This is a genomic window from Aquibacillus kalidii (assembly GCF_014280935.1).
GTDB lineage: Bacteria > Bacillota > Bacilli > Bacillales > Amphibacillaceae > Aquibacillus_D > Aquibacillus_D kalidii.
On the sequence record NZ_JACLZI010000062.1, the window covers coordinates 141,417 to 164,561 of the forward strand.

At 37.5% G+C, this 23,145-nt stretch carries 21 protein-coding genes; 7 read left to right on the forward strand and 14 right to left on the reverse strand.

Annotated features, from left to right (window positions below; all coding sequences use genetic code 11):
• Positions 1-412: 412 nt before the first annotated feature.
• The 3 genes from H7K77_RS19405 to H7K77_RS19415 all read right to left on the reverse strand — a co-directional run bounded on the left by H7K77_RS19405 (position 413) and on the right by H7K77_RS19415 (position 5,136).
• Positions 413-1,930: a GGDEF domain-containing protein gene (locus H7K77_RS19405; protein WP_186580405.1), complete on the reverse strand. Its 1,518-nt coding sequence runs from the start codon at positions 1,928-1,930 to the stop codon at positions 413-415.
• 261 nt (positions 1,931-2,191) lie between these two features.
• Complete coding sequence (locus tag H7K77_RS19410) at positions 2,192-3,580, reverse strand: hypothetical protein (protein WP_186580407.1); 1,389 nt, start codon at positions 3,578-3,580, stop codon at positions 2,192-2,194.
• A 140-nt stretch (positions 3,581-3,720) separates the two neighbouring features.
• Positions 3,721-5,136 carry a YcdB/YcdC domain-containing protein gene (locus H7K77_RS19415; protein WP_186580409.1) on the reverse strand — a complete coding sequence of 472 codons (1,416 nt, stop codon included), beginning with the start codon at positions 5,134-5,136 and terminating at the stop codon, positions 3,721-3,723.
• Between the two features lie 340 nt (positions 5,137-5,476).
• Between H7K77_RS19415 and H7K77_RS19420 the strand changes: the two genes are divergently transcribed.
• Positions 5,477-6,598, forward strand: coding sequence for an NADH-dependent flavin oxidoreductase (locus tag H7K77_RS19420; RefSeq protein ID WP_186580411.1), 1,122 nt, complete (start codon positions 5,477-5,479; stop codon positions 6,596-6,598).
• A gap of 81 nt (positions 6,599-6,679) precedes the next feature.
• Here the strand turns inward: H7K77_RS19420 and H7K77_RS19425 are convergent, their stop codons facing one another.
• From H7K77_RS19425 to ahpC, 4 genes are all read right to left on the reverse strand, one after another.
• Positions 6,680-7,327: a pentapeptide repeat-containing protein gene (locus H7K77_RS19425; RefSeq protein WP_186580413.1), complete on the reverse strand. Its 648-nt coding sequence runs from the start codon at positions 7,325-7,327 to the stop codon at positions 6,680-6,682.
• A 146-nt stretch (positions 7,328-7,473) separates the two neighbouring features.
• Positions 7,474-8,013 carry a DUF1541 domain-containing protein gene (locus tag H7K77_RS19430; RefSeq protein WP_186580415.1) on the reverse strand — a complete coding sequence of 180 codons (540 nt, stop codon included), beginning with the start codon at positions 8,011-8,013 and terminating at the stop codon, positions 7,474-7,476.
• 220 nt (positions 8,014-8,233) lie between these two features.
• Positions 8,234-9,796: an alkyl hydroperoxide reductase subunit F gene (gene ahpF / locus H7K77_RS19435; protein ID WP_186580417.1), complete on the reverse strand. Its 1,563-nt coding sequence runs from the start codon at positions 9,794-9,796 to the stop codon at positions 8,234-8,236.
• 14 nt (positions 9,797-9,810) lie between these two features.
• Positions 9,811-10,374: an alkyl hydroperoxide reductase subunit C gene (ahpC, locus tag H7K77_RS19440; protein WP_186580419.1), complete on the reverse strand. Its 564-nt coding sequence runs from the start codon at positions 10,372-10,374 to the stop codon at positions 9,811-9,813.
• A 673-nt stretch (positions 10,375-11,047) separates the two neighbouring features.
• Here ahpC and H7K77_RS19445 point away from each other — a divergent pair.
• From H7K77_RS19445 to nadE, 6 genes are all read left to right on the forward strand, one after another.
• Positions 11,048-11,848, forward strand: a complete 801-nt coding sequence (locus tag H7K77_RS19445; RefSeq protein ID WP_186580421.1) for an NUDIX domain-containing protein — start codon at positions 11,048-11,050, stop codon at positions 11,846-11,848.
• 30 nt (positions 11,849-11,878) lie between these two features.
• Entirely contained in the window at positions 11,879-12,427 is a 549-nt protein-coding gene (locus H7K77_RS19450) for a cysteine hydrolase family protein (RefSeq protein WP_186580423.1), read from the forward strand.
• A 46-nt stretch (positions 12,428-12,473) separates the two neighbouring features.
• A complete protein-coding gene (locus H7K77_RS19455) occupies positions 12,474-13,937 on the forward strand; it encodes a nicotinate phosphoribosyltransferase (protein ID WP_186580425.1) in 1,464 nt (487 codons plus the stop codon).
• A gap of 21 nt (positions 13,938-13,958) precedes the next feature.
• The gene (gene nadD / locus H7K77_RS19460; RefSeq protein WP_186580427.1) at positions 13,959-14,588 is read left to right on the forward strand and encodes a nicotinate (nicotinamide) nucleotide adenylyltransferase; all 630 of its coding nucleotides are present in this window, start codon (positions 13,959-13,961) and stop codon (positions 14,586-14,588) included.
• A gap of 470 nt (positions 14,589-15,058) precedes the next feature.
• Complete coding sequence (locus tag H7K77_RS21125) at positions 15,059-15,223, forward strand: hypothetical protein (protein WP_222599463.1); 165 nt, start codon at positions 15,059-15,061, stop codon at positions 15,221-15,223.
• Positions 15,224-15,318: 95 nt separating this feature from the next.
• Entirely contained in the window at positions 15,319-16,146 is an 828-nt protein-coding gene (gene nadE / locus H7K77_RS19465; RefSeq protein WP_186580429.1) for an ammonia-dependent NAD(+) synthetase, read from the forward strand.
• A gap of 268 nt (positions 16,147-16,414) precedes the next feature.
• Here the strand turns inward: nadE and H7K77_RS19470 are convergent, their stop codons facing one another.
• The 7 genes from H7K77_RS19470 to H7K77_RS19495 form a co-directional block, all read right to left on the reverse strand.
• Entirely contained in the window at positions 16,415-17,548 is a 1,134-nt protein-coding gene (locus H7K77_RS19470; protein ID WP_186580431.1) for a glycerate kinase, read from the reverse strand.
• Between the two features lie 144 nt (positions 17,549-17,692).
• Complete coding sequence (locus H7K77_RS21625) at positions 17,693-17,815, reverse strand: hypothetical protein (protein ID WP_268911943.1); 123 nt, start codon at positions 17,813-17,815, stop codon at positions 17,693-17,695.
• Between the two features lie 223 nt (positions 17,816-18,038).
• Positions 18,039-19,151, reverse strand: a complete 1,113-nt coding sequence (locus H7K77_RS19475) for a phosphomevalonate kinase (RefSeq protein WP_186580433.1) — start codon at positions 19,149-19,151, stop codon at positions 18,039-18,041.
• A 68-nt stretch (positions 19,152-19,219) separates the two neighbouring features.
• Positions 19,220-20,263, reverse strand: a complete 1,044-nt coding sequence (gene mvaD, locus H7K77_RS19480) for a diphosphomevalonate decarboxylase (RefSeq protein ID WP_186580435.1) — start codon at positions 20,261-20,263, stop codon at positions 19,220-19,222.
• Between the two features lie 16 nt (positions 20,264-20,279).
• Positions 20,280-21,230: a mevalonate kinase gene (gene mvk / locus H7K77_RS19485; RefSeq protein ID WP_186580437.1), complete on the reverse strand. Its 951-nt coding sequence runs from the start codon at positions 21,228-21,230 to the stop codon at positions 20,280-20,282.
• Between the two features lie 36 nt (positions 21,231-21,266).
• Positions 21,267-22,625, reverse strand: coding sequence for a tripartite tricarboxylate transporter permease (locus H7K77_RS19490; RefSeq protein ID WP_186580439.1), 1,359 nt, complete (start codon positions 22,623-22,625; stop codon positions 21,267-21,269).
• Positions 22,626-22,627: 2 nt separating this feature from the next.
• Positions 22,628-22,882: a Bax inhibitor 1 family protein gene (locus H7K77_RS19495; RefSeq protein WP_186580441.1), complete on the reverse strand. Its 255-nt coding sequence runs from the start codon at positions 22,880-22,882 to the stop codon at positions 22,628-22,630.
• Positions 22,883-23,145: the final 263 nt, after the last annotated feature.

Here is a 23,145-nt window from a genome sequence, read left to right on the forward strand (position 1 = left end):
ATGATTGTCTCGGACGCTACTAAAGTATTTTCAACAATTAAATATTGGTGATAAGACTACTACTTTTGTAAATAATGTTACATATTTAGTACAATTCTATTTTATAGTATAACATTTATTGATCTTTATTTCGGAAAAGTTTCTTGAGAGTCAAGTCCCGATTATCGTTTATGAGATTAATAGCTTATCGTTACTTTGGCGCTTAATAATTGTATTTACTTACAATGGACTCTCCTACAAATCAGGATCAGAGTAAATGTATATTAACTACCTTATAAAAGTAAAAAGGTACTAGCTAATACAATTTAGCCAGTACCATTAGAGCAGTTATCTTCTTTCGTTTTTAATAAAAAGCGCAACGATTGACGACATATTCCAATCATTACGCAAGAACCCAAATTTATTCTAACCTTTAGTTATCCGTAATTCTAATAATACCTTCCTTGTCTAGATACATCCGCTTATCCGCTATACTATATAATTGATCCATTGTTTCCCCATCGCAAGGATAGCGACTAACACCTATACTAGCAGCTATTCGTATTTGTATTTGGTTAGATAACTTTAAAGGGATTTCTAATTTATCTTTTATTTTTTCTATAATAGGCTCTGTTTGATTTTCACCTAGTAATAAAACAAATTCATCGCCACCTAATCGAGCAGCATGATGATAATCCACCGTTACCTCTTTCAATATATTCGCAAAATGTTGAATAGCTTGATCTCCAGCCTGGTGTCCGTATGTATCATTTATTTGCTTTAATTTATTCAAATCTAATAGAACAAAATCAAACTTATCTTGCTTTTCTAATAAGGAATGAACTTGTTTTTCAAATGCAGCTCGATTAAATAAATCTGTTAAAACATCATGATAGGCAAGATATTGCACCTTCTCTTCTTTCATTTTGGCTTCCGTAATATCTTTTATCATGACGAATTGAAGCGTTTTTCCATCCACAAAAATAAAATCAGAATCTATTAATAAGGTTATTTTTACACCTAATCTATTTTCAAATGATACTTCTAGGTCTTCTAGTTTTATTAAATTATCAAATAAATGATGATGTTCCTTAATAAAATGAGTCTGATTAATTCCACGTAAAAATGAAAGTAGCGATGACTGAAACAGTTCCTGTCTTTCCACTCCTAGGTACCTGGCTATTTGTGGACTCGCCTCAATAACTGTTGCCTCTTTATCCATGATAAGTATCCCTAAAGGAGATCGTTCAAATAAGATATTATAACGTTTTTCATACGAGGATAAATAATCGTATTTTGACATACTAAGAAAGATAGAAAATGCCCAGAATAAAGTTCCATGCGGGATAAAGTAAACTACGAAACTAAACGATGTATTTTGAAGAATCAAACCAGACGCTAACAAAACAACAGTCCAAACAAAAAATAACATTATTCCTTTGAACCATAACTTCGCTGCCTTATTCCCCTTTTTCATTTCTATTACCGATAAGATCAGATTAATAACAAGGTAAGCAAAATCAATTATCCATAGTAAATAGAGACCTGGTCCAGGAGTATACAATGAGGTTTGTTCATCATAGTTTTCTAGCATCCACGAATCAAATGGAATCATTGCTAACATAACGATTCCTGGGACAAATAAAAGCTTTAAATATCTGCCCTTTTTACTGTTATACATGTTCGCATTCATTAACCAGAGATGTAGGGATAATAACCCACCGATGGCGATCGATCCATTAATCCAATAATTAGAAATCTCATCGAGATAGGTGGGAGAAACAATGCTGGCTGTGAACACACCGAAAAACCAACTTGATGTAAATAGAAATAGTAAACTACAGGTAATGTGAGGAGCACTGTGGCGGTTATAGCTATAAACCATACCCGCCATGAAAATAAAAATACTAGCCGGAATGAGGTACAAGATGCTGAAAAATAATATATTCAAAAATTTCACCTAACATTTTTTAGACATTAATAAACACTAACATTATATTTTATTATAGTTCATTTTTACTAGTAGCGAAATAACTTTTTGTAACTCTTTATAGTACTATTTAGGAACTATATATGTTTTATATCTTAAATATATAAATATTGAAACCAAATTTCTTACAAATAAAAAGATACCTAGCATGATAACGAAAGCTAGATATCTCTAAAAGATATTAGTAAATAAGTCTTCGTATAAAACCAAATGCACGTAACTTTACGTAAGAAGAACTGACCTTTCTATTTTATCAAGCTCATTAATAAATGCTGGTTTTCGCTCGTATGTTTTCTTCAGTTCTGCTACAATAGTTTGGAATTTGTCTTCCCCAAAAGCATTCTTATATGCTTCTAATTTTCTGCAAACACTACGATACATTTTGCGATCAGTAGCCTCTTCTGCTTCCTTTTTTAAATAAGTAGTAAATAATTTTTCCGCTTTATCACGATAATCACCTAACAAGTATGGATAAAGCTCTAAAATAGAGATTGGTGATTCTTCACAGTAGAATAGGATTTTATCACTACGATCCTCCGTTTTCGCTATATACACATAAATGTTTGGTAAATATCCAGTATCTGCGGTTTCAAAGGTATTGAATATGTTCTCCACTGCATCTTTCCACTCCACAGGTGTATAGAGTTCCTTCAGTTTATTATAAGATTCGTATTCATTCGCAAAAACAAACTCTAAGAGAATCTCCTTTTGTTTTTCTATGTCCTCTAAACCTTCGTAAACCTGTAATCGGTATTGCTTCCACTGTTTGACAAGACCAGGGTATTTTTCATTATTTTCTTCCCCTTCCTCACAAAGTTGCAAGGCAGCCTGATAGTTTTTATTTTCTAATTCCTTCTCAATTGCTAGTTCCCTAAACTCACTATACTGCAAATTATCATGAACAAATTGACCAACCTTTTCAAATTCACCATTACGTTCCATAATTTTTAACTGGATTCGTTTGATTTCCTCTTGCTCATAACCTGCTGACCAGGAAGATGTTTTGTTTATTTGTGATAGGAGCTTTTCTAATGTCGCTTCTAGTTTCTTTCTTGCTGATTCACGTACCGAATAAATGGTACAAACATCTAACAATTGAAAACGTGTATCACTCCATCCATCATAACGCTTATGCATTGCTTCCTTTAATAGGAGCTGAAAGATGGTGTCTTGGGCATAATAATCAGAAGAAACAAGCACAAGAGAAGATGCATCTTCAAGCAGACTAATGCATTGATTGACCATGTATGCAATTTCTCCACCTGAATCATCAGTATATTGAAGCATATCTATAACGACAGAAAGTGTTGTGATCCCCAATCGGACCGTTATCTCTTCTTCGCCTGTAATGAGTTTATCTCTGCCTTTATCCAGTACCATTTCTGCCCCTTGAAGTGCAGCATGAACATTACGCCATGAGATAAATCCTCGTCTCTTATTCTCATTTATATATTTTCGAATTAATTGTTTACTAGCCTTCACTTCATCATCAGAGGCAACTATTTTATATTCCACTTTCTTTTCAACTTCTTCATCGCTCTCGATTAAATACATAACTAATTCCACCAAGTCTTGCTTTGAAAGTTTCGTAATCTTTTTATGTAGATCCAAGCTAGGACTCTCCTTCCCGGAAAAGCAATAATAATAGGTTCAGAATTAGTTTACATAATTTAATGAATCCTTAGCAAATTTAAAAAGCACCAAACTTAAATAAAGTGACTCTTCGACAAAAATCGGGTGGTGACAGGCACCTATATGATATCACCTGTCACCACATCGATATAACGTATCGATTCGCCAGTCTTTCGATCGTAAGGTTTATATACCAAGTTATAAACCTCGTCATCACTTTCATAATCCTTTTCCCATTCTAGTTTAAAGTCTAAACGCTCCAAGAATATTCGGATTGCTTCTTGTTCAGAAATAGCTGGTTTAGAAGGAATTTTCTTTAATTCCTCTAGATCGAATTTAGGACCACTATAAAGCTCCACTTTACCTGTTGTCCGATTTACAGTAACCATTACAAACCCGAACTGAACCTTGACACCATTACCGTTTTGTATAGTAAATACATAGGAGTTCTTTAACAATTCTTCCTCGTCATCTTCCCTTTCGTTCTCTACAATTAGCTTCATATATGGTAGATATTCCGGAATTGCTGTCTGCAAGAAATCAATGGCTCTCCCATAGCATTCTTCATGACTAAGGTTTAGCGTACCCTGCTGTTCCTTAAACCAGATAAAGCTGCGTACTTTTCCAGTCTGTTTCGAAATGAATGCTTTTACTGTATCATCATTCCTTCTTTTAAAGAAGTCGACAACAGATAGATCAGTCTCTTCCATTTCCCAGCCTTTTTCCCGCCAGACAATTCCAGTCTCATCTCCTACATCAGATTCACGAATAACCTCCATCGAATCTGTAATACCGATAAGGCTTTCTAGTGTAATGTCACCCTGTTCTCGCGCAGCCTGAACGGGTAGATCCACGTATGTTTCGGTCTCTTCTTGATCATGGATAATCGAAATAGTTGGATCCGTAACATCTGCTTTATATTCCATAAAGGGTTCTATATCATACACAAGGCGGAGTCCATCTTGTTTAACACGATGTAAATCAGTGTATAGCTCTACAATCATAGGTTGCAAGGATATCTTTTCCTCTACATCTTTCTTTAGCGTTTCCTTCTCTATTAATCTAGTTGGTATTTCAGGTGTAGGCTTTATCCCATTGTAAGCAAAACGAACTATATTACCTTCTGAATCAACATCAATAAAACAACCTGCTTGAGGTAACGGTAAATCCATGACTAGCTGCTCGTAATAAAACCGCTCTACATGGGATAAACTACTTGAACTATAGAATGATAAGACAGTTAAAGCTTCAGGATAATGTTCATTCAAAAACGTTTCTGCACACTGTCTTCTTTCTAAAATGGATAAAGCCGGACCTTCACTTACATCCTTATTAAGATCAATTGAAAGATCCGTTAATTTCCCATCTAAATCCAATGAGATAGAAATGCTCTCCTCTTGCTCATCATTTGCCCAAGCAAACATAGCCTCTCCTTCACCATTATCTTCTACAGTATAATCCTCTAACTCTAGTTTAAGATGATTTGGTATATCTACTAACGATAATGCCCTCTGTTTTAATGCTTTCTTATCCATCCATATCCCTCCACGTGATCTTAGTATCTTTATATACGTAATACATGAGGTTTAGTTTCGGAATAACTAACATTATCATATAGACGCTTCCTAGGTTAACTTAATATCACTAAATCTACTGGACACCTATCCAAAGAAGTAGTTATTACTGCAGAGTCTATAAACATTACGACTAAGCAACATTAGTAAAGAAAAAAGCCTAATAAAAGAAACACAACCATTCTGAAGCTAAATAAGCATTACCCAAAAATATCTGGGTAAAGTAAACATGCATATAATTTTACAAATCAATTTATTTTGATTAACATTAGCTTTGTAATTTATGGAAGGAGAGAAACTTATGAATAAAGATAATGAACAGCTATTATCTTCCTATACACTACCAAATGGGGTGGAACTTAAAAATAGGATGATTATGGCACCAATGACTAACTTCTCATCTAATCAGGATGGCACTGTGACAGATAGTGAAGTAAAATATTATGCTCGTCGTTCTGCTGGGGTAAGCATGGTAATTACGGCATGTACAAATGTAACACCAAATGGACAAGGGTTCCCAGGCGAATTCGCTGCTTACAGCGATGAGTTTATCCCGAGTTTAAAGCAATTAGCGAATGGCATTAAAGAAAAAGGTGCTAAAGCTGTACTCCAAATTTTCCATGGTGGCAGAATGTGTCCACCAGATTTAGTAGATGGCGATGTAGTCAGTGCAAGTGACATTCCTGCTGAAGGAGAAGGCAACCCAACACCACGTGCCCTTTCCGAATCAGAGGTAGAGGACTTAATCGAAGCCTTTGGCGAAACTACTCGCCGTGCAATAGAAGCAGGCTTTGATGGAGTAGAGATTCATGGCGCTAATGGATACATAATCCAACAGTTCTTCTCCCCTCATTCTAATAGAAGAGAAGACCGATTTGGAGGAAGCCTACAGGAACGAATGACGTTTCCTTTAGCAGTTGTAGAAAAGGTTAAAAGTGTTGTCGAAAAGCATGCCACTTCTCCCTTTATTGTAGGGTACCGCTTTTCTCCTGAAGAACCAGAAACACCTGGGATCACAATGGATGATACCCTTACTCTAGTAGACAAGCTAGCTGACCAAGGCTTAGATTATCTACATGTTTCCCTTCAGGAATTCTTTTCTAAGCCAAGAAGAGGCGTAGAAGATTTAACTAAATCCCGTATTGATTATTTATTAGAAACAATTAATAATCGCGTTCCCCTTATTGGTGTAGGTTCCATCTACAGCGCACAGGATGCACGTCTTGCAGCAGATACAGGAATTCCACTTTTAGCTATTGGTAGAGAAATTATTATCGATCCAGACTGGGTTCAGAAGTTAGCTGAAGGTAAGGAAGACGAAATTGTTACAAAGCTTAACAAGGATAACCAAGAACAACTAGTAGTACCTGATCCACTTTGGAATATTATCTCTAATACACCAGGATGGTTCCCAGGAGTATAAGCAGGACACTAAAAAACTATTTTTATAAAAAGGAGTCAGGTACAATCATTTGATCATACCTGACTCCTTTTTTCTTATAAGCTATTCCTTAATAATCAGTCCAAGTAATTTAGAAAAACCGATAGCTTGATTAGTAGATACCTTACAGCCAACTAAACTATCATGCGAAACATTTATTTCTTCAAAGGTACAAGTACTTATATCAATGCCCTTAAGTTCAGTATATCTAAAATCAACATCATTCAGATCACACTGATGAAGGCTGATTTTATTCCATTTAGTTTGAAAGAAGTTAGCACTTTTCAATGATGACTCCACAAAATTCACTTGTTTTAAGCGAGATTCTGCAAAGTTACTTAAACTAAGATCACAGCCTTCAAATAAAACATTCCCTAGGTTCGCATTTGATAAATCTAACCCTAAGAGTTTACTACCTTTAAACTCCACTCTATGTAAATTACCACCAACCAAACTTACATTGGATAGATTACAGTTTTCAAAAATAACATCTGTCATGTCTACATTGATAAATGTACTATTAAGAAAGGTAACATTTTTAAAAATAACAGTCGATAAAATAAGATTGTCCACAGACTCATCTTCAACTTCCGTATTAACGATTGAACTACTTATTAATTCAGGCTCTTCTTCATAAAAAACATCTTGAAAGTTAACACTTTTTAATTCTGCTGGTACTTTCGGTTTTTCAATCTTGGTTACTTTTGACATCATACACCCCTACATTATCTTATAATCTAATTATTTTACTTTACAAGAAAACCCAAAGGAATATAAGACTTTATTTTTCACCAAAACTGTGTGCAACCTGGGACACAGGGACAGGTACCTTGTCCCTGATCTTGCTAAAGACCCTTTTACTCCACAGGTTTTAACTCGTCTTCCGTAACCCACTTGTGATTAACAACTTTCTGTCCATCCTCTGTTTTAAAGTTAATCATATAAACCGTTGTTTCTTCCGAAGAAACTATCTCTTGTATCGTGCCTTCCATCCCCATCATATGATTCGCAGAGGTTTTAACTTCCGCACCTGGTTGTAGAGTATCCTCTCCCACGTCGATCAATTCTTCGTGAATAATCCACTTATGACTTTCCACCCTTAAGTGATCGTCTGAAGGGGTATAGGAAGTGACATATGCCGTTGTTTCATAGGCGCCAACGATTTCGACTTCAACACCCTCCATCATCTCTCCCATGTGATCTGCCTGGCTAATTGCTTTAGTGCCAACAGGATAAGTTGGGTTTTCAGCTACCTTTAAATTTTCTGGCACCTCTCCAGAACCTTGCATAACCATATGAGAATGGTCCATTTCTTCCTTATTATTAGTGGCACATGCGGATAAAACAAGCATAGAAGTCAATATTATAATTCCTGTTTCCCATCTAATTTCCCTCATTATTGAAGCTCCTTTTATCCAATGTTCTCGTAAATAGAGTGAAGGTAGTTTATGTGATTTTGGCTAACTGCATACTTTCTTAATAAATCAGAAAAACACCAACAATTTCATTTCCACCTTTTCAAAAAATAAAAAAATCACACAAACATTGTTAACAACAACATTTGTGCGATTCTATTTTTATAAAAATATATATCCCTTACGTTACATCTAAAAGGACTTATTTCTGTGAAACTGTCTCTTTACTAGTCGCTTTTGGATTACGGATCAGATAATCGAATGCACCTAATGCTGCAGTTGCACCTGAACCCATTGAGATAATAATTTGATTATAAGCAGTGTCTGTGCAATCACCTGCTGCAAATAATCCTGGCACACTAGTAGCACCATGCTTATCCACAACGATTTCACCGATACGGTTTTTCTCCACTGTATCGTCTAACCAATCTGTATTTGGGATTAGCCCGATTTGAACAAAGACACCTTGAAGGTCAACATGTTTTTCATCTTGTGTTTCACGATCCACATAGCTAATTCCATTTACATTTTGATCACCAGTAATTTCACTAGTTTGCGCATTTTTGATAACCGTTACGTTCGGTAAGTTAAACAGGTTATCCTGAAGGACATTATCAGCTTTTAGCTCTGGTGCAAATTCCAGAACCGTTACATGGTTCACAATACCGGCAAGGTCAATAGCCGCTTCGATACCAGAGTTACCGCCACCAATAACTGCAACATCTTTCCCTTCAAACAATGGTCCATCACAATGGGCACAATATGCTACACCTTTGTTTTTGAACTCTTGTTCTCCTGGTACACCGATATTACGCCAGCGAGCACCTGTAGAAATAATAACACTTCTACTTTTGAGAATAGCACCATTTTCAAGCTCTATTTCGAAAAGATCTTTCTTTTCAATACGACTAGCACGTTGAGAATTGATAATATCGACATTATAATCTTTCACATGCTCTTCTAGGCTCGCTACAAGCTTAGGGCCTTCCGTTTGCTTCACACTGATAAAGTTCTCAATGCTCATCGTATCTAATACTTGACCACCAAATCGATCTGTTACGATACCTGTACGAATCCCTTTACGCGCTGCATAAATTGCAGCACTTGCACCAGATGGTCCTCCACCAACAACGAGTACATCGTATGGCTCTTTGCTGGATAACTCCGATGCATCTGGTCCTGTACCTAATTTAGAAAGTATATCGGTAATTGTCATGCGACCACTACCAAATTCCTCCCCATTTAAGTGGACAGTAGGAACCGCCATGATATTTTTACGTTCTACCTCTTCTTTATTTGTCGCACCATCAATCATGGTATGGGTAATGCCAGGATTTAAAACACTCATCATATTTAACGCTTGTACAACATCAGGGCAGTTGTGACAACTTAAGCTAACGAAAGTTTCAAAATGATACTCACCAGAGACTTTTTTCACTTGGTCAATAACACTTTGATCCACTTTTGGAGCTCGTCCACTAACCTGCAGTAAAGCTAATACTAATGAAGTGAATTCGTGCCCTAACGGAATACCTGCAAATGTAACACCTGTATCTTCTCCTACACGATTAACACTAAAGCTAGGTGTTCTATCTAACGTAGTTTTCTCAATCGTGATCTTAGGTGACATGGCAGCTATCTCATCTACAAGTTCCAACATTTCCTTTGACACATCATCAGATCCAACACTCACCTTAAGTTGGATCTCACTTTCAAGTAATTGAAGGTATTGGTCTAATTGCGCTTTTATACCTGCTTCAAGCATTTATATCGCTCTCCTTAGATTTTACCTACTAGGTCTAGGCTTGGTGTAAGTGTTTCAGAACCCTCTTTCCATTTAGCTGGGCATACTTCACCTGGATTTTTACGTACATATTGTGCTGCTTTAATTTTATCAACAAGGATACTAGCATCACGGCCAATACCATCTGCATTAATTTCAACTGTTTGGATCACACCGTCTGGATCGATGATGAAAGTACCACGATCAGCAAGACCTGCTTCTTCGTTTAACACTTCAAAGTTACGAGAAATCGTTTGAGATGGATCACCAATCATTGCGTACGTGATCTTACCAATTTTCTCAGAGCTATCATGCCATCCCTTATGTACAAAGTGTGTGTCAGTAGAAACAGAGAACACTTCTACACCAAGCTCTTTCAAGCTTGCATATTCATTTTGAAGATCTTCTAGCTCCGTAGGACATACGAATGAAAAATCTGCTGGGTAAAAGCAAACTACACTCCATTGCCCTTTGAAACTTTCCTCTGTTACATCGATAAATTCACCATTTTTATAAGCTGTTGCACTGAATGGTTTTACTTCGCTTCCGATTAAAGACATAATTAATCTTCCTCCTAATGTAGATATGTTTTACAAATTAACATTTGTATTAAATGTAATTATTATAATTCATATTGTTAACTACTGATCATTCTTTGTCAAGAAAGGTGCTAATATTTTTCACTATTTTTTAGTATTCATACTACTTAAATCAAAAGTTTGTACACATTACCTTAGTGAATGCGATTACAAAATAAAAGTAATTAATCTATCTAATTGAGAATAGACGATGTTACGAGAATGACGCATTTCTTATATTAAGTGACGCACTTTTTATTTAGTCTGACGCATTTCCCACTGGATTGACGCATTCCTACTATAGTTTGACGGATTTAGCGATTGGTCCGACGCATTCCCTCTTCGACTTGCGCACACACCCCGTCTAGTTCAAATCGCTTTAGTTCAAATACATTCTAGCGAAGCACCCCTGTCTAACTTGCGCTTACTATTCTATAAAAAATTTGCAGAACCATTAAGAGTGAAAAAGATACTTATAGTCCCTTAGCACCAAATTGTACGATGAGAGCCTAATAAGTGTAAAAGTACTTGAATTGAGGAAAAGAATGGTATAACATACAATTAATAATTAACAATTTGTTAATTAAAATACAGACATTACAGCCCATTAATTATGGTTAGAATATAGAAAACCAGCCAATTGAGGAGGATTTGCATGGGTAAGTACAATACAGAAGAAGAAGCACTACAAAACTATGACTCCAAAAAGTACAGAACACCAGATGGATACACTAGTGACATTGCTATTTTCACAATTATTTCAGAAGATATGGCACCCTATAAACCTCCTAATAAAATACTAAAATTAATGTTGATCCAAAGAGCACAAACAAATGCAGAAGGCGAACTAAACATAGAGGGCGGTAAATGGGCGCTGCCAGGTGGCTTTATAAATGAAAATGAAACAGCATACGAGGCTGCCGTAAGAGAATTGCAGGAGGAAACAGGAGTAGAAGGTTTGAAAATCAAACATTTCGGCACTTATGATAAACCTGGTAGGGACAAACGAGGATGGATCATCTCTAATGCCCATTATGCGATTGTACAGGAATCTAAATTAGCTAAGAGAAAAGCAGCCGATGACGCAGCTAAAGTGGAATTGTTTGATCTACACGAAGTAGAAAAATTGAAATTAGCATTTGATCACGAAGACATCATTAACGACGCGATATGGAACATAAAAAAAGATATGGCCTTAACAACAATAGCCAAAGACTTTTTACCAAAAGAATTTGTACTATCTGAATTAAGAGGTGTGTTATCAACTGTTTTAGATGAACCTTGGTTAAAAATAGAGTCACAATTTTACCGTAAAGCTCCCTCTCTTCCATTTATAGATAAGGTTACGCTAAACGGTGAGTTGAAAAAGACGAATAAGTATTCCAAAAAGGAAGCACAGCTTTACCAATTTAATGATTATCAACCTTTTGTTTCGATCTATAATGCCAATTATTAAGTTTTATGAACATAATTAGGAGTGATAAGGATGAACAGAGCGTTAATTAACATTGATTATACCAATGATTTTGTTGCAGAAAATGGTGCTTTAACATGTGGGGAACCAGGTCAAAAAATAGAATCTAAAATAGTATCACTTACAGAGGAATTTACGGAAAAAGGAGATTACGTTGTCTTTGCGGTAGATACACACTATGAAAACGACCACCACCATCCAGAATCTACTTTATACCCACCCCACAATATATCAAATACAAAAGGGATTGAGCTCTATGGTTCACTAAAGGCTGTTTATGAAAATAATAAGGACAAAGAAAATGTTTATTATATGAGTAAAACTAGATATAGTGCTTTTGCTGGTACTGATCTAGAAATCAAACTAAGGGAACGCGGAATAGAAGAGCTTCACTTAGTTGGCGTTTGCACCGATATATGTGTTCTTCACACTGCAGTAGACGCCTATAACAAAGGCTTTAACATAGTCGTTCGTGAAGATGCAGTAGCAAGCTTTAATCAAGTTGGGCATGAATGGGCACTTGGCCACTTCAAGGGTTCCATGGGAGCAACAGTAAAATAACAGGAGAGGGTTCACCTCCTCTCTACTAGCAATCGGAGGGAAAACAATGAATAAAGCATATGAAGATGACAGCTTAGCATTGCATACAGACTTATACCAAATCAACATGGCAGAGACCTATTGGGAAGATGGCGTGCACAATCGAAATGCAGTATTTGAAATATATTTTCGACATTTACCATTCGGAAACGGGTACGGTGTTTTTGCAGGGCTAGAAAGAATCATCCACTACCTTAATGATTTCCAATTTACCAAAAGTGATATCGACTATTTGAAAGAAGAATTAGGTTATCCTGATGATTTTTTATCGTATTTAGAAGGAATGAAATTTACCGGAACCGTTCGTTCGATGGTCGAAGGGGAAATGGTTTTTGCCAACGAACCGATCTTACGAATTGAGGCACCACTTGCTGAAGCACAATTAGTTGAAACTGCCCTACTTAACATTGTGAACTATCAAACACTCATTGCCACAAAAGCTTCTAGAATAAAGCATGTTGTTGGCGACGAAACGGCAATGGAATTTGGAACGCGTCGTGCCCAGGAGATGGATGCAGCGATATGGGGCACAAGAGCTGCCTTTATCGGTGGATTCGAAGCAACTAGTAATGTACGTGCAGGTAAATTATTTCATATTCCCGTTTCCGGAACACATGCACACTCCATGATTCAAGCATATAAGGATGAATACACAGCCTTTCACAAATACGCACAAAGACATAAAGATTGCGTGTTTCTAGTGGATACCTACGACACTTTAAAATCAGGTGTTCCTACCGCCATCAAGGTAGCGAAGGAACTAGGAGATAAGATTAATTTTAAAGGGATTCGACTAGACAGCGGTGATTTGGCCTACTTGTCTAAAGAAGCGAGAAAAATGCTCGATGAGGCTGGTTTTCCAAATACCAAAATTGTAGCTTCTAATGACTTAGATGAATATACGATACTTCATTTAAAACAACAGGGTGCTAAAATTGATATGTGGGGAATTGGAACCAAACTAATTACCGCCTATGATCAACCCGCTTTGGGTGCCGTCTATAAACTAGTCGCAATTGAAGATGATAATGGGAACATGACAGATACCATTAAAATTTCTGGAAATCCTGAAAAAGTCACAACACCAGGCATGAAGAGAGTATACCGGATTATAAATCAATTAAATAGCAAATCTGAAGGTGACTATATTGCCTTAGAAAATGAACAACCGAACGAACAAGATAAATTAAAAATGTTCCATCCAGTCCATACTTTTGTTAGTAAATTTGTTACGGACTTTAAAGCTAAAGATCTTCATCAAGAAATTTTTGTTAACGGAAAATTAGTTTATTCGCTACCTGAAATTAGAGAGATTCAAGCATACGCTAAAGAAAACATGGCATTGTTATGGGACGAATATAAACGCTCAATGAACCCGGAAGAATATCCAGTAGATTTGAGCCCCGATTGCTGGGAAAATAAGATGCGTAACATTGAGCAAGTACGTAAAAAAATAGGAAAACCTGTTTAATAGTAGTAAGGAGTGACTATTATGGCGAAGATAGGAATATATGGTTCATCCTTTGACCCTATTACAAATGTTCACCTTTGGACAGCGAGTACAATTGCGAATAGATGTAAACTAGATAAGGTTATTTTCCTCCCTTGCTCTAGCAAAAGAAAAGATAAGAAATTGAAAACGACGGACGAACATCGTTGGAACATGCTACTGATGGCATTAGAGGAAGAAAAGGAAAAAGATTTTGTTGCGGACGATTATGAAATGAACAAAAATGCATGGGAAGCAACAACCTACGAAACGATGAAATTTTTTAAAAACAAATTCCCTAATGATGACGTTTATTTTATCATGGGTGCCGACTTATTAGTTGATATCGGAGAAGGAAAATGGGGAAGCTCAGAACAACTGATCAATGAAAATAAATTCATTGTGATGGCAAGAGACGGAATTGATATGTTGAAAACCATTAGCCGATCTCCGATTTTACGGAATAATGATAATGGGCATACGTTTCACCTCGTAGATAAAGGGATTGCCATGGAGATTAGCTCCAGTTACATCAGAGACGAATTTGCTTACGGTGGCGAGCCAAAACATTTGCTTCCTAATAGCTGTTATTACTATATTAAAGAAAATGGATTGTATCAGGAAATGGGCTAAATTATTAAGATAAAGTATTTAAATTAGAGGATAACTTTAATAACTGTCAAAAAAGTTCTCAAGATAATATCTCATATGTATTTAGATTAAGAAGTTTCCCTTGTTGCATATGACGCAACATCTATAGAATGCGAAGTAACTTATTTGGTGCCGCTACGGAAATTCACTACGCTTTCCGCGGGCGGAGCTTGAGCCTCCTCGGTCGCAAAAGTGCGTGCACCTGCGTCTTCTAGTAACACTTCGAAGCTGGCTTCCTGTGGGGTCTCAACGTCTTCGCTTTCCCACAGGACAAGGAATGCTTCGTAGCGTAGTCATCGCACGAAGAAAATCGGGCTGTATTTTCGAGGAGTCTACGTGAATTTCCTCCGCTCTCTGTTTATGGAGTATTAGAAATTAAGAAAACGAAATCTGACTCTCTTTAGTAGTGGATTTTCGTTACGGGCAGTTGACTCCTGTGGGAAAAGCAACAGGTGAAGACCCCATGTGATGCACCTGCGTCTACTAGTAACGCTTCGCAGCTTGCTTCCTCGGTGCAAGGACGCAAAGAAGCCAATTCAAGTAGTTCCCTGGCTGAGGCGTTACCCACGGAAAGCAACTGCCCGGAACGGAAAGGAACGTCAATATTTACACTATGACGCATTTTCTCTCAACTGTGACATCTGAGTATAACATTTTTAAAAAAGAGCTTTTGTATAAAAAGCAAATAAGAAAAGTTCAGGAGGTAATAAATATGCGAGAGACGCAACGTGAAATTATTAACGCAACAAAAGTAAAACAAGAGATTGACCCAGCTGAAGAAATTCGATTAAGTGTCGACTTTTTAAAGGACTACTTAAAAAAGCATTCCTTCCTAACTAGTTTAGTTTTAGGAATTTCTGGTGGCCAAGACTCTACCCTTACAGGTAAACTTGCACAAACAGCAGTAAATGAACTTAATAGTGAGTTAGAGGAAGATAAATACTCCTTCATCGCAGTTCGGTTACCTTACGGGACACAGGCAGATGAAAAAGATTGTGGAATGGCACTTGAATTCATTAAGCCATCAAAGGTGTTTACAGTAAATATCAAGACTGCAGTTGACGCAAGCAGACAATCCCTAGTAGATGCTGGTGTAACATTGAGTGACTTCGCAAAAGGAAATGAAAAAGCTCGCGAAAGGATGAAGGTTCAATTCAGTATAGCAGCTATGAATAATGGTGTTGTGTTGGGAACAGATCACAGTGCTGAAAATGTAACTGGTTTCTACACTAAATTCGGTGATGGTGCAGCAGACCTCGTTCCTATTTTCCGTTTAAATAAAAGGCAAGGGAAAATGTTATTGAAGGAACTAGGCTGTCCGGAAAGATTGTACCTAAAAACGCCTACAGCAGATCTAGAGGAAGATAGACCGCAATTGCCAGACGAAGTTGCTTTAGGCGTAACCTATGATGAAATCGATGATTATTTAGAAGGTAAAGAAATAAAAGAAGAAAGTGCATTAAAAATAGAAAATTGGTACAAAAAAACAGAACACAAGCGACACGACCCAATCTCTGTATTTGATGACTGGTGGAAGTGATGAATGCGGACGGAGCTTAATCCCTCCGTCCTCACTGTTCAAAGCTATAAGCAAAGACAACAAAAAACTCCGCAACCTTGTACCAGTTATGGAGTGGCCATGATAATATTAAAGATTCAATAGCTTGTTACGCTTTACAGTTTGAATTTGCATTTTATTGTAGGAAACATCTTTTTTTACTCCCCGGTTGTGTCCATTCTATCCGATTATAATACAGCACTACCTTAGATTCCATCACAGCGTAATAAATCCAGATAAAAGGGCAACACTATCTTTCCATTTTTATTACGCGACAGATCGTTTCTGTTGCAGCTGTTAAGTTGGCTTCCCCATTTTTTAACGCTTCGTCTAATGAAGATAATTCCTTTACAATCCCTACTATTGCGGTAAAGCCATTATCATATAACGATTCAACACCATCTCCAATCCTACCTGCAAAAGCAATAACAGGAACCGAGTGTTTCTTTGCAACGGTTGCTACTCCATACGGTGTTTTACCGAATAACGTTTGATGATCAATGCTTCCTTCACCTGTAAAAACGTAGTCAGCACCCTTCACAATATCCTCTAGTTGCGTATATTCAATAACAAGATCGATGCCTTTTCTTAAGTTAGCATTCAAGAAAGCCAATAATCCTGCACCAAGGCCGCCTGCAGCACCTGCACCTTCTATATCCGCAATATCTTTTCTTAAATGGCCTTTTATTACTTGGGCATAGTGTGCCAAGCTTGCATCCAAGGTCTTTACCATTGCTGGTGTAGCACCTTTTTGTGGGCCAAAAATTGCGGAAGCACCATTATCACCTATTAATGGATTTGTCACATCACAGGCTACATCAATTTGCGCTGTTTTTAACCTGGCATCTAGCCCACTCATATCAATGGAATGTAGTCGGTGGAGCTCACCTCCACCGAATGGTAGCTCTTCCCCACTTTGGTCTTTAAAGGAAACGCCGAGTGCTTGGAGCATGCCCACTCCACCGTCATTGGTTGCACTTCCTCCAATTCCAATCAAAAATTTACTTACACCCTTTTCTAAAGCATCCTTCATTAATTGACCTGTTCCGTAAGTAGTGCTTCGTAATGGGTTGCGTTCCTCTAGGCTAATTAACTCTAAACCACTAGCACTTGCCATTTCTATTACTGCTGTTTTCCCGTCACCAACAAGTCCATATTGTGCCGTAACCTTGTCCCCTAAAGGACCAATGACATCTACAAGCACGATGCGACCATTTGTTGCACTAACAAGGGATTCTACCGTTCCTTCTCCACCATCGGCCATTGGAACAATCACACATTCTGCTTCCGGGAAAACAGTCTTTATCCCTTTTTCCATTGCATGGGCGGCATGTTTCGCCTTCATACTCTCTTTAAATGAATCGGGCGCTAGCACAAATTTCATTCTAATCGTTCCTTTTCTTTTTATAATTTTTAAAAAGTAGAGATGACACGGCAGTATCAGCTAGCCAAAGAACTAACCGATAACCTACTATGCTAATTACTCACCTTTAAATTTACATGAGTAATAGTCTTTAAAGGTGACTAATTAGCTACCCTTTTGTTTATCGTACAAGACAAAGACGTTTTTATCAAACTTCCATCCTAGAATATAGTATTGCATACCTACTGAATCATCGTGAGAAATGAATCCATATTGTGTACAATTCATGTGCTTTTAAAACTTGATCCTAATCTATGTCGATTCCTAGACATGGCTTCTCAGGAATTGTTAAATAACCATCTTTAATTTGGAAAGGATTTTTCGTTATTATCAAAAGGCCTAGTATATATTTTTTCACTCCTAGTTTACATTTGTCACTCCATATCTACCTTTAAGGTTAACAATTACAACTTTAGCTGACTCTTCAAGTACTTCACGTTGGTTGAGAGTATTATTTATATTCTCTTTTAACTGTAATACCATTTAAAGAGATAGATATATCTAACGGCACAATGTTTGCAGTTTGCCAATCATTCTTTAATTTTTTCACTTTGTCCTCACCCTTAACAAAAGCAATTCCACAATCACCACCACCTGCCCCAGAAGATTTTCCACCTCCATATTTCTCGGCAATGGTTGCCAACTCTGTTAGTGCTTTAGTTTCTATCGAAGCATTTGTGTAATGACTTAACTGAAGCAAGGCTTGACGGTTTTGATAAAGACCAATTATCGCCTCATCATAATCATTATTACGGAAGCTTTCTACTAATTTAGTAACGGAAGTGTTACTTTCCTTAATAAAGTACTGATACTTTAATAGATCATTCTTTTTAATCTCATGAACTTTATCAATCATTTTTACAGTAGATGCTTCACTAGTAGTCCATCCGACACATAATTGAAGCTCTCTTGGCGGTGATATTTTTTGCACACGTAAGCCAGGCCAATTTACGTCAACCAAATGTAATACCGATATCTGTTGGTTCAATTGGTCAATAAGCCAATCACGATCGAGTCCATTATATTGAATCCACCCACCATACACAGCCGCAGCTATATCTGCACCTGAACCACTTCCCTGCGTACTGAAATGGGCAAGCACGGATAATTTGAAAATTAAATCAGATGAGGATTGAATTTGTATTTCCGTATTGAACTTTAGCATTGCCGTTACTACACCTACTACTATTGCAGCGCTAGAACCTAGTCCATACTTACGCCCAGAAGAATCATTCAATTCACTCAGAACCGTTAAATGAAACGGTTTTGATTCAATTGATTTCCCTTCCAAATAGCTTTCCACAAAAGCAATGGCTTGTTGAACAAACTGTAATCGACCATCCGATATACTATATTGCTTATAAAGCCCTTGTCCTGTCCAGGTAACCTTGTCATGACCTAGTTGAGGAAGAGAAAGAATGTTTTCATGACTTGCTTTGATTGTCACGTTTATAAAACGGTCAACAGCAACGACAATTGCTGGTTGACCTGATTCTAGCACCGCATATTCACCAGCGATCATCAACTTTCCCGGAACTTTAATATGATAAATAGGACATTTCATTCCTCTTCCTCCTTGTGCTGTTCTATCCACTAGCATTTTTCGTTACGCAAACTATTCATCTAGCTTTCCTAGTTTGTACAGGAGTGATGATGAAATTGATTTAACATTTTTTTACTCGTACCACTGAGAGATGATCTTGACAACACCTTTGCACCTGGGCCAGGATGACATAGATAAATAGATTGGACTGTCGGTATTGCTGCAAGTACCTTTTGTACGTACGCTTCATTCTCTGGTTGACAGAGCACTTTTACATTTGGGCCAGCATCTATTGTAAAATAAACAGGTACGCCTTCCGCTCGCATTTGCTTTACAGCTTCCATCACGTCTAGCGTTGCACCTTGGAAGTACGTAAAAGGTGGATCTGCTCCAAGTGTTGTCGCGTGCATCTTTAATGCGTTTGCCTCGACTACTTTACCAAGCAAACCAAAATCACGATTAATAATAGCTCCCTTGGCTATTTCAAGGTCCTCTTCTACTGTATCTAACCATCCAGAATAAAACGGAGATGTATCTACTGTTCGCTTCATACCTTCTCTGCTTAAAACCTTCTTATTCCTTGAATCAACCATCACTGATAAAATACTTAGGTCCCAAGCCTCCCCATCCATAATTGGCGAAGCATAGGAATCCGATCCATCTGCTGCCACGCCCTTCTCCCATTCTACGTAACCACCATAGACAGACCTACAAGCCGAACCTGATCCCTGACGTGCTATTCTAGAAACGATAGAATGATCTATATCCAATCCAATTGCTTTCGTTGCAGCAAGTGCTAACGCTGCAAATCCAGAAGCGGAAGATGCAAACCCTGCCGAGGTAGGAACATTATTTACTGAACTAACCATGGCATGCAGGTTCACCCCGGCTAATGCACGAACCTTATCAAGAAAATTTGAAATTTTCTTTGTCTCTTCCTCGTTCGTTAAATTTCCATTTAGTACAAACATATCGGACTTTAAACATGAACAAAATTCAACAGAAGTGGTCGTATAAAATGCATCCAACGTAATAGAAAGACTACTGTTCATGGGTAAGAACAATGTTTCATCTCGCTTACCCCAATACTTTATTAAAGCTATGTTTGTATGTGCTTTCGCCAATGCTTCCATATTATCTCTTCCTCTCTTAATTACTCTTGTGGATAGCGTGTTGCCAGGTTGTACAATTGAATTTTGTAAAAAGTGAATCTGCAATCATGGTTGCTTGATGAGTGTTCTCCGCTAAAGCTATGATGCATCCACCTCTTCCTGCACCTGTTAATTTAGCACCGATTGCTCCCAGGGACATAGAAGCTTGGACTAGTTGGTCTATCCCCTGATCACTAACTCCTAGTCTTTGTAACTCTATTTGTGCTGAATTCATAGCATTTCCAAGGCTTTTTATGTCACCCTTTTGCAAAGCAATCTCTGACGTTCTCGTAATCGAACCGAGCTGAAGAAGCGATTGATAGGTTTCCCGTGAATTTTGATCAAATTTTTCCTTTATAGAACCTACTGCTGCATGGGTGTCGCCGATGCGCCCGGTATCCGCAATCACAAAATGAAATGAACCACCTACCTGGAGTGTTTTTACAGGTTGTTTTTTTTGAAATATAATCGGGTTGGAATTGGTAACAGCATTCATGTCAATCCCACTCGGATTACCATGTGCAAATACTTCTGCTAAGTGGACAAGCTCCATTAGCTCCTGATCCTTCCAGTTATAACCAAAATAGTTAAATAGAGCTTTAACTAAAGCACTTGCAATAGCCGCACTAGATCCCAAGCCTCTACCAAGCGGAATCGTTGAATCGATTCTAATCAACAATTCTGCCTGAGGGTTCTCTAATTTCTTCAAAGTCTCCTTTATGCAAGCCGCAATTCCTAACAATTTTTCAGGCACTTTACTAATAGGTCCCTCGTAAAATTTTGATTCAAGCCAAATCCCTTTCGTATAGGCCTCGATCTGTGCTGTTACCTTAACTAACGGAAAAGGAATGGCAATTGCAGGCTGTCCATAAACGACAGCGTGTTCACCTGTTATGATTAGTTTTCCCGGTGAAATACCTACTGCTGTTTTACCTGGTAGTTGAATCATTTGCATCTCCTCATTTCTGCAAAAATCGTATTTTCCTTAAAATCCTATTAGTTGGCTTATAATCCATGGGGCTGCGTATAGCACCATGAATTGAACTCCATAATTTACTCCCCATCTATGGAGCTGTCCTGCTACTATTCCAATTAAGAATACACCTGCGATATTAATCCATCCCGCATCCATGAAAGCTAATAGCAGAACGAGTGAAAAAAATAAGCCTAATAGCGCTTCATGCGGAATTCTTTTAAATATAAATGCACAGATCTGCTCAGCATATTTTACTATAATAAAATACGTAATTACTAAAGCAACTAGCGCTCCTATAACAGATGCCCAAATAAAGTCACTACTAGACAGGACATCATGCATATTGTGATCTACTGTAAATACTGGTGGTGCATTAAATAGCGCATTAGCTGGGCCAATAGCCATTGGTGACAAAGGAATTCCTAAAGCTATCAAAGGAATCAAAGTCCCCGCAATATAGGTTGCATTGGTTAATGCGTCCATTGACGATATCGCCATTGTTGCCTTTTTAACTGGATCTTTAATCCGACTAGCAACCATTTCTCCTAAAAAGATAGTCATCCCTACTGGGCTCATCATAAATGTGAATGATCCCATTAATGAGCTAAATGCACTAGCTCCTAATTCTCTTTTCGATAAAATGGTAAATGGATTAGGAAATCCTGTCTTTTGTTTCCCTTTATGAAGCGTAATGGTTTTGTTGGGGTATCGTTTAAGTGTTCTTCTTTTTTCACCATTTAATAATTCAAAGAGCATTAATATAACTGGACCAATTGTAATTCCTAAAAAGAATGAAACAAATACGGTTTTATCCTCCGGGACAATGCCTAGTCCCCAATAAAGGTGTCTCAATCCTTGAATCAGTACAGCGAAAGGAATGATACTGACAATTGCTAACCATCTATTTTTACACATTAGCGCTAAAGCTACTGCGCCCACGAAAAAAAGTGGATTTGCATAATCTTTGATTACATTCGCTACCGGAATAAGCGCGTGAGCCAACAGAAGACTTGTTGGAATAGCTACTAATGTACCAATAACTGAACCAGATGCCATTTTTCGAATACTTAAATCCGGTACACCATGCCGTTTCAGTATTAATGCATGCTCAACCATAGGAGTGGCCATTACTCCACCTGGAATACCTGCTACAGCAACCGGAACTGAGTCCGTCAATTTCTTTGCCACGATTGCAGATATAAAAAAGGTTAGAACAACTACTGGCTCTACCCCCATCAAAACAAGAACTAAAGTAACTGGGGCCAATACAGCTGTTTCATCTGTTCCTGGTGCCACTCCAATAATAGTGTAAAGTAACGCAGCAACAATAGCGGCGCCTACCATTTCTAGAAGTAATATTGGATCCATATTCAGTCCTCGCTCTCAATTTTGTCGAATTTCCGTTTCGGCTTAATAATCAAACTAGAAAGGATAAATCCAATTAATGCTCCCCCAAGTCCATAAAACAACGGCTGTGATGCCCCATTTGGAGCTAAAAAGAAAGCAGTTAATGTTGTGAAACTGCTCACAAATAATGCTATAGCTAAATCTTTTATACTTACAAGATCCTCCCAGACCTCTATATTATTTGATGTCTGATCCGAACTAGTTGGCTGTTCTTTCACAGTAATCGTCTCCTTATTTATCTTTCTCTACCTCTTCATTATATTGATAATGATTATCATTTGCAATATGAAAGAGGTGTGATTTTTGTCACAAATGATATATTTTTCATTCTCCCTTTATGGAGCTATGCTAAATAGCACCTGCAGGATTGACGTAGCTATACTCTCTATCACTAAAATGAAAGCAATATGATGAGAACAAAGCTTTAATCAACTTTAAAAAATAAACGATTCTACAAAAAATAGAACCGTTTATTTCTTGC

Excerpts from the sequence above, each read along its gene's own strand:
- H7K77_RS19415 (WP_186580409.1), bottom strand. The coding sequence starts at position 5,136 with ATGGATAAGAAAGCATTAAAACAGAGGGCATTATCGTTAGTAGATATA.
- H7K77_RS19420 (WP_186580411.1), top strand. The coding sequence starts at position 5,477 with ATGAATAAAGATAATGAACAGCTATTATCTTCCTATACACTACCAAAT.
- H7K77_RS19425 (WP_186580413.1), bottom strand. The coding sequence starts at position 7,327 with ATGTCAAAAGTAACCAAGATTGAAAAACCGAAAGTACCAGCAGAATTA.
- H7K77_RS19430 (WP_186580415.1), bottom strand. The coding sequence starts at position 8,013 with ATGAGGGAAATTAGATGGGAAACAGGAATTATAATATTGACTTCTATG.
- ahpF (WP_186580417.1), bottom strand. The coding sequence starts at position 9,796 with ATGCTTGAAGCAGGTATAAAAGCGCAATTAGACCAATACCTTCAATTA.
- ahpC (WP_186580419.1), bottom strand. The coding sequence starts at position 10,374 with ATGTCTTTAATCGGAAGCGAAGTAAAACCATTCAGTGCAACAGCTTAT.
- H7K77_RS19445 (WP_186580421.1), top strand. The coding sequence starts at position 11,048 with ATGGGTAAGTACAATACAGAAGAAGAAGCACTACAAAACTATGACTCC.
- H7K77_RS19450 (WP_186580423.1), top strand. The coding sequence starts at position 11,879 with ATGAACAGAGCGTTAATTAACATTGATTATACCAATGATTTTGTTGCA.
- H7K77_RS19455 (WP_186580425.1), top strand. The coding sequence starts at position 12,474 with ATGAATAAAGCATATGAAGATGACAGCTTAGCATTGCATACAGACTTA.
- nadD (WP_186580427.1), top strand. The coding sequence starts at position 13,959 with ATGGCGAAGATAGGAATATATGGTTCATCCTTTGACCCTATTACAAAT.
- nadE (WP_186580429.1), top strand. The coding sequence starts at position 15,319 with ATGCGAGAGACGCAACGTGAAATTATTAACGCAACAAAAGTAAAACAA.
- H7K77_RS19470 (WP_186580431.1), bottom strand. The coding sequence starts at position 17,548 with ATGAAATTTGTGCTAGCGCCCGATTCATTTAAAGAGAGTATGAAGGCG.
- H7K77_RS21625 (WP_268911943.1), bottom strand. The coding sequence starts at position 17,815 with ATGAATTGTACACAATATGGATTCATTTCTCACGATGATTCAGTAGGT.
- H7K77_RS19475 (WP_186580433.1), bottom strand. The coding sequence starts at position 19,151 with ATGAAATGTCCTATTTATCATATTAAAGTTCCGGGAAAGTTGATGATC.
- mvaD (WP_186580435.1), bottom strand. The coding sequence starts at position 20,263 with ATGGAAGCATTGGCGAAAGCACATACAAACATAGCTTTAATAAAGTAT.
- mvk (WP_186580437.1), bottom strand. The coding sequence starts at position 21,230 with ATGATTCAACTACCAGGTAAAACAGCAGTAGGTATTTCACCGGGAAAA.
- H7K77_RS19490 (WP_186580439.1), bottom strand. The coding sequence starts at position 22,625 with ATGGATCCAATATTACTTCTAGAAATGGTAGGCGCCGCTATTGTTGCT.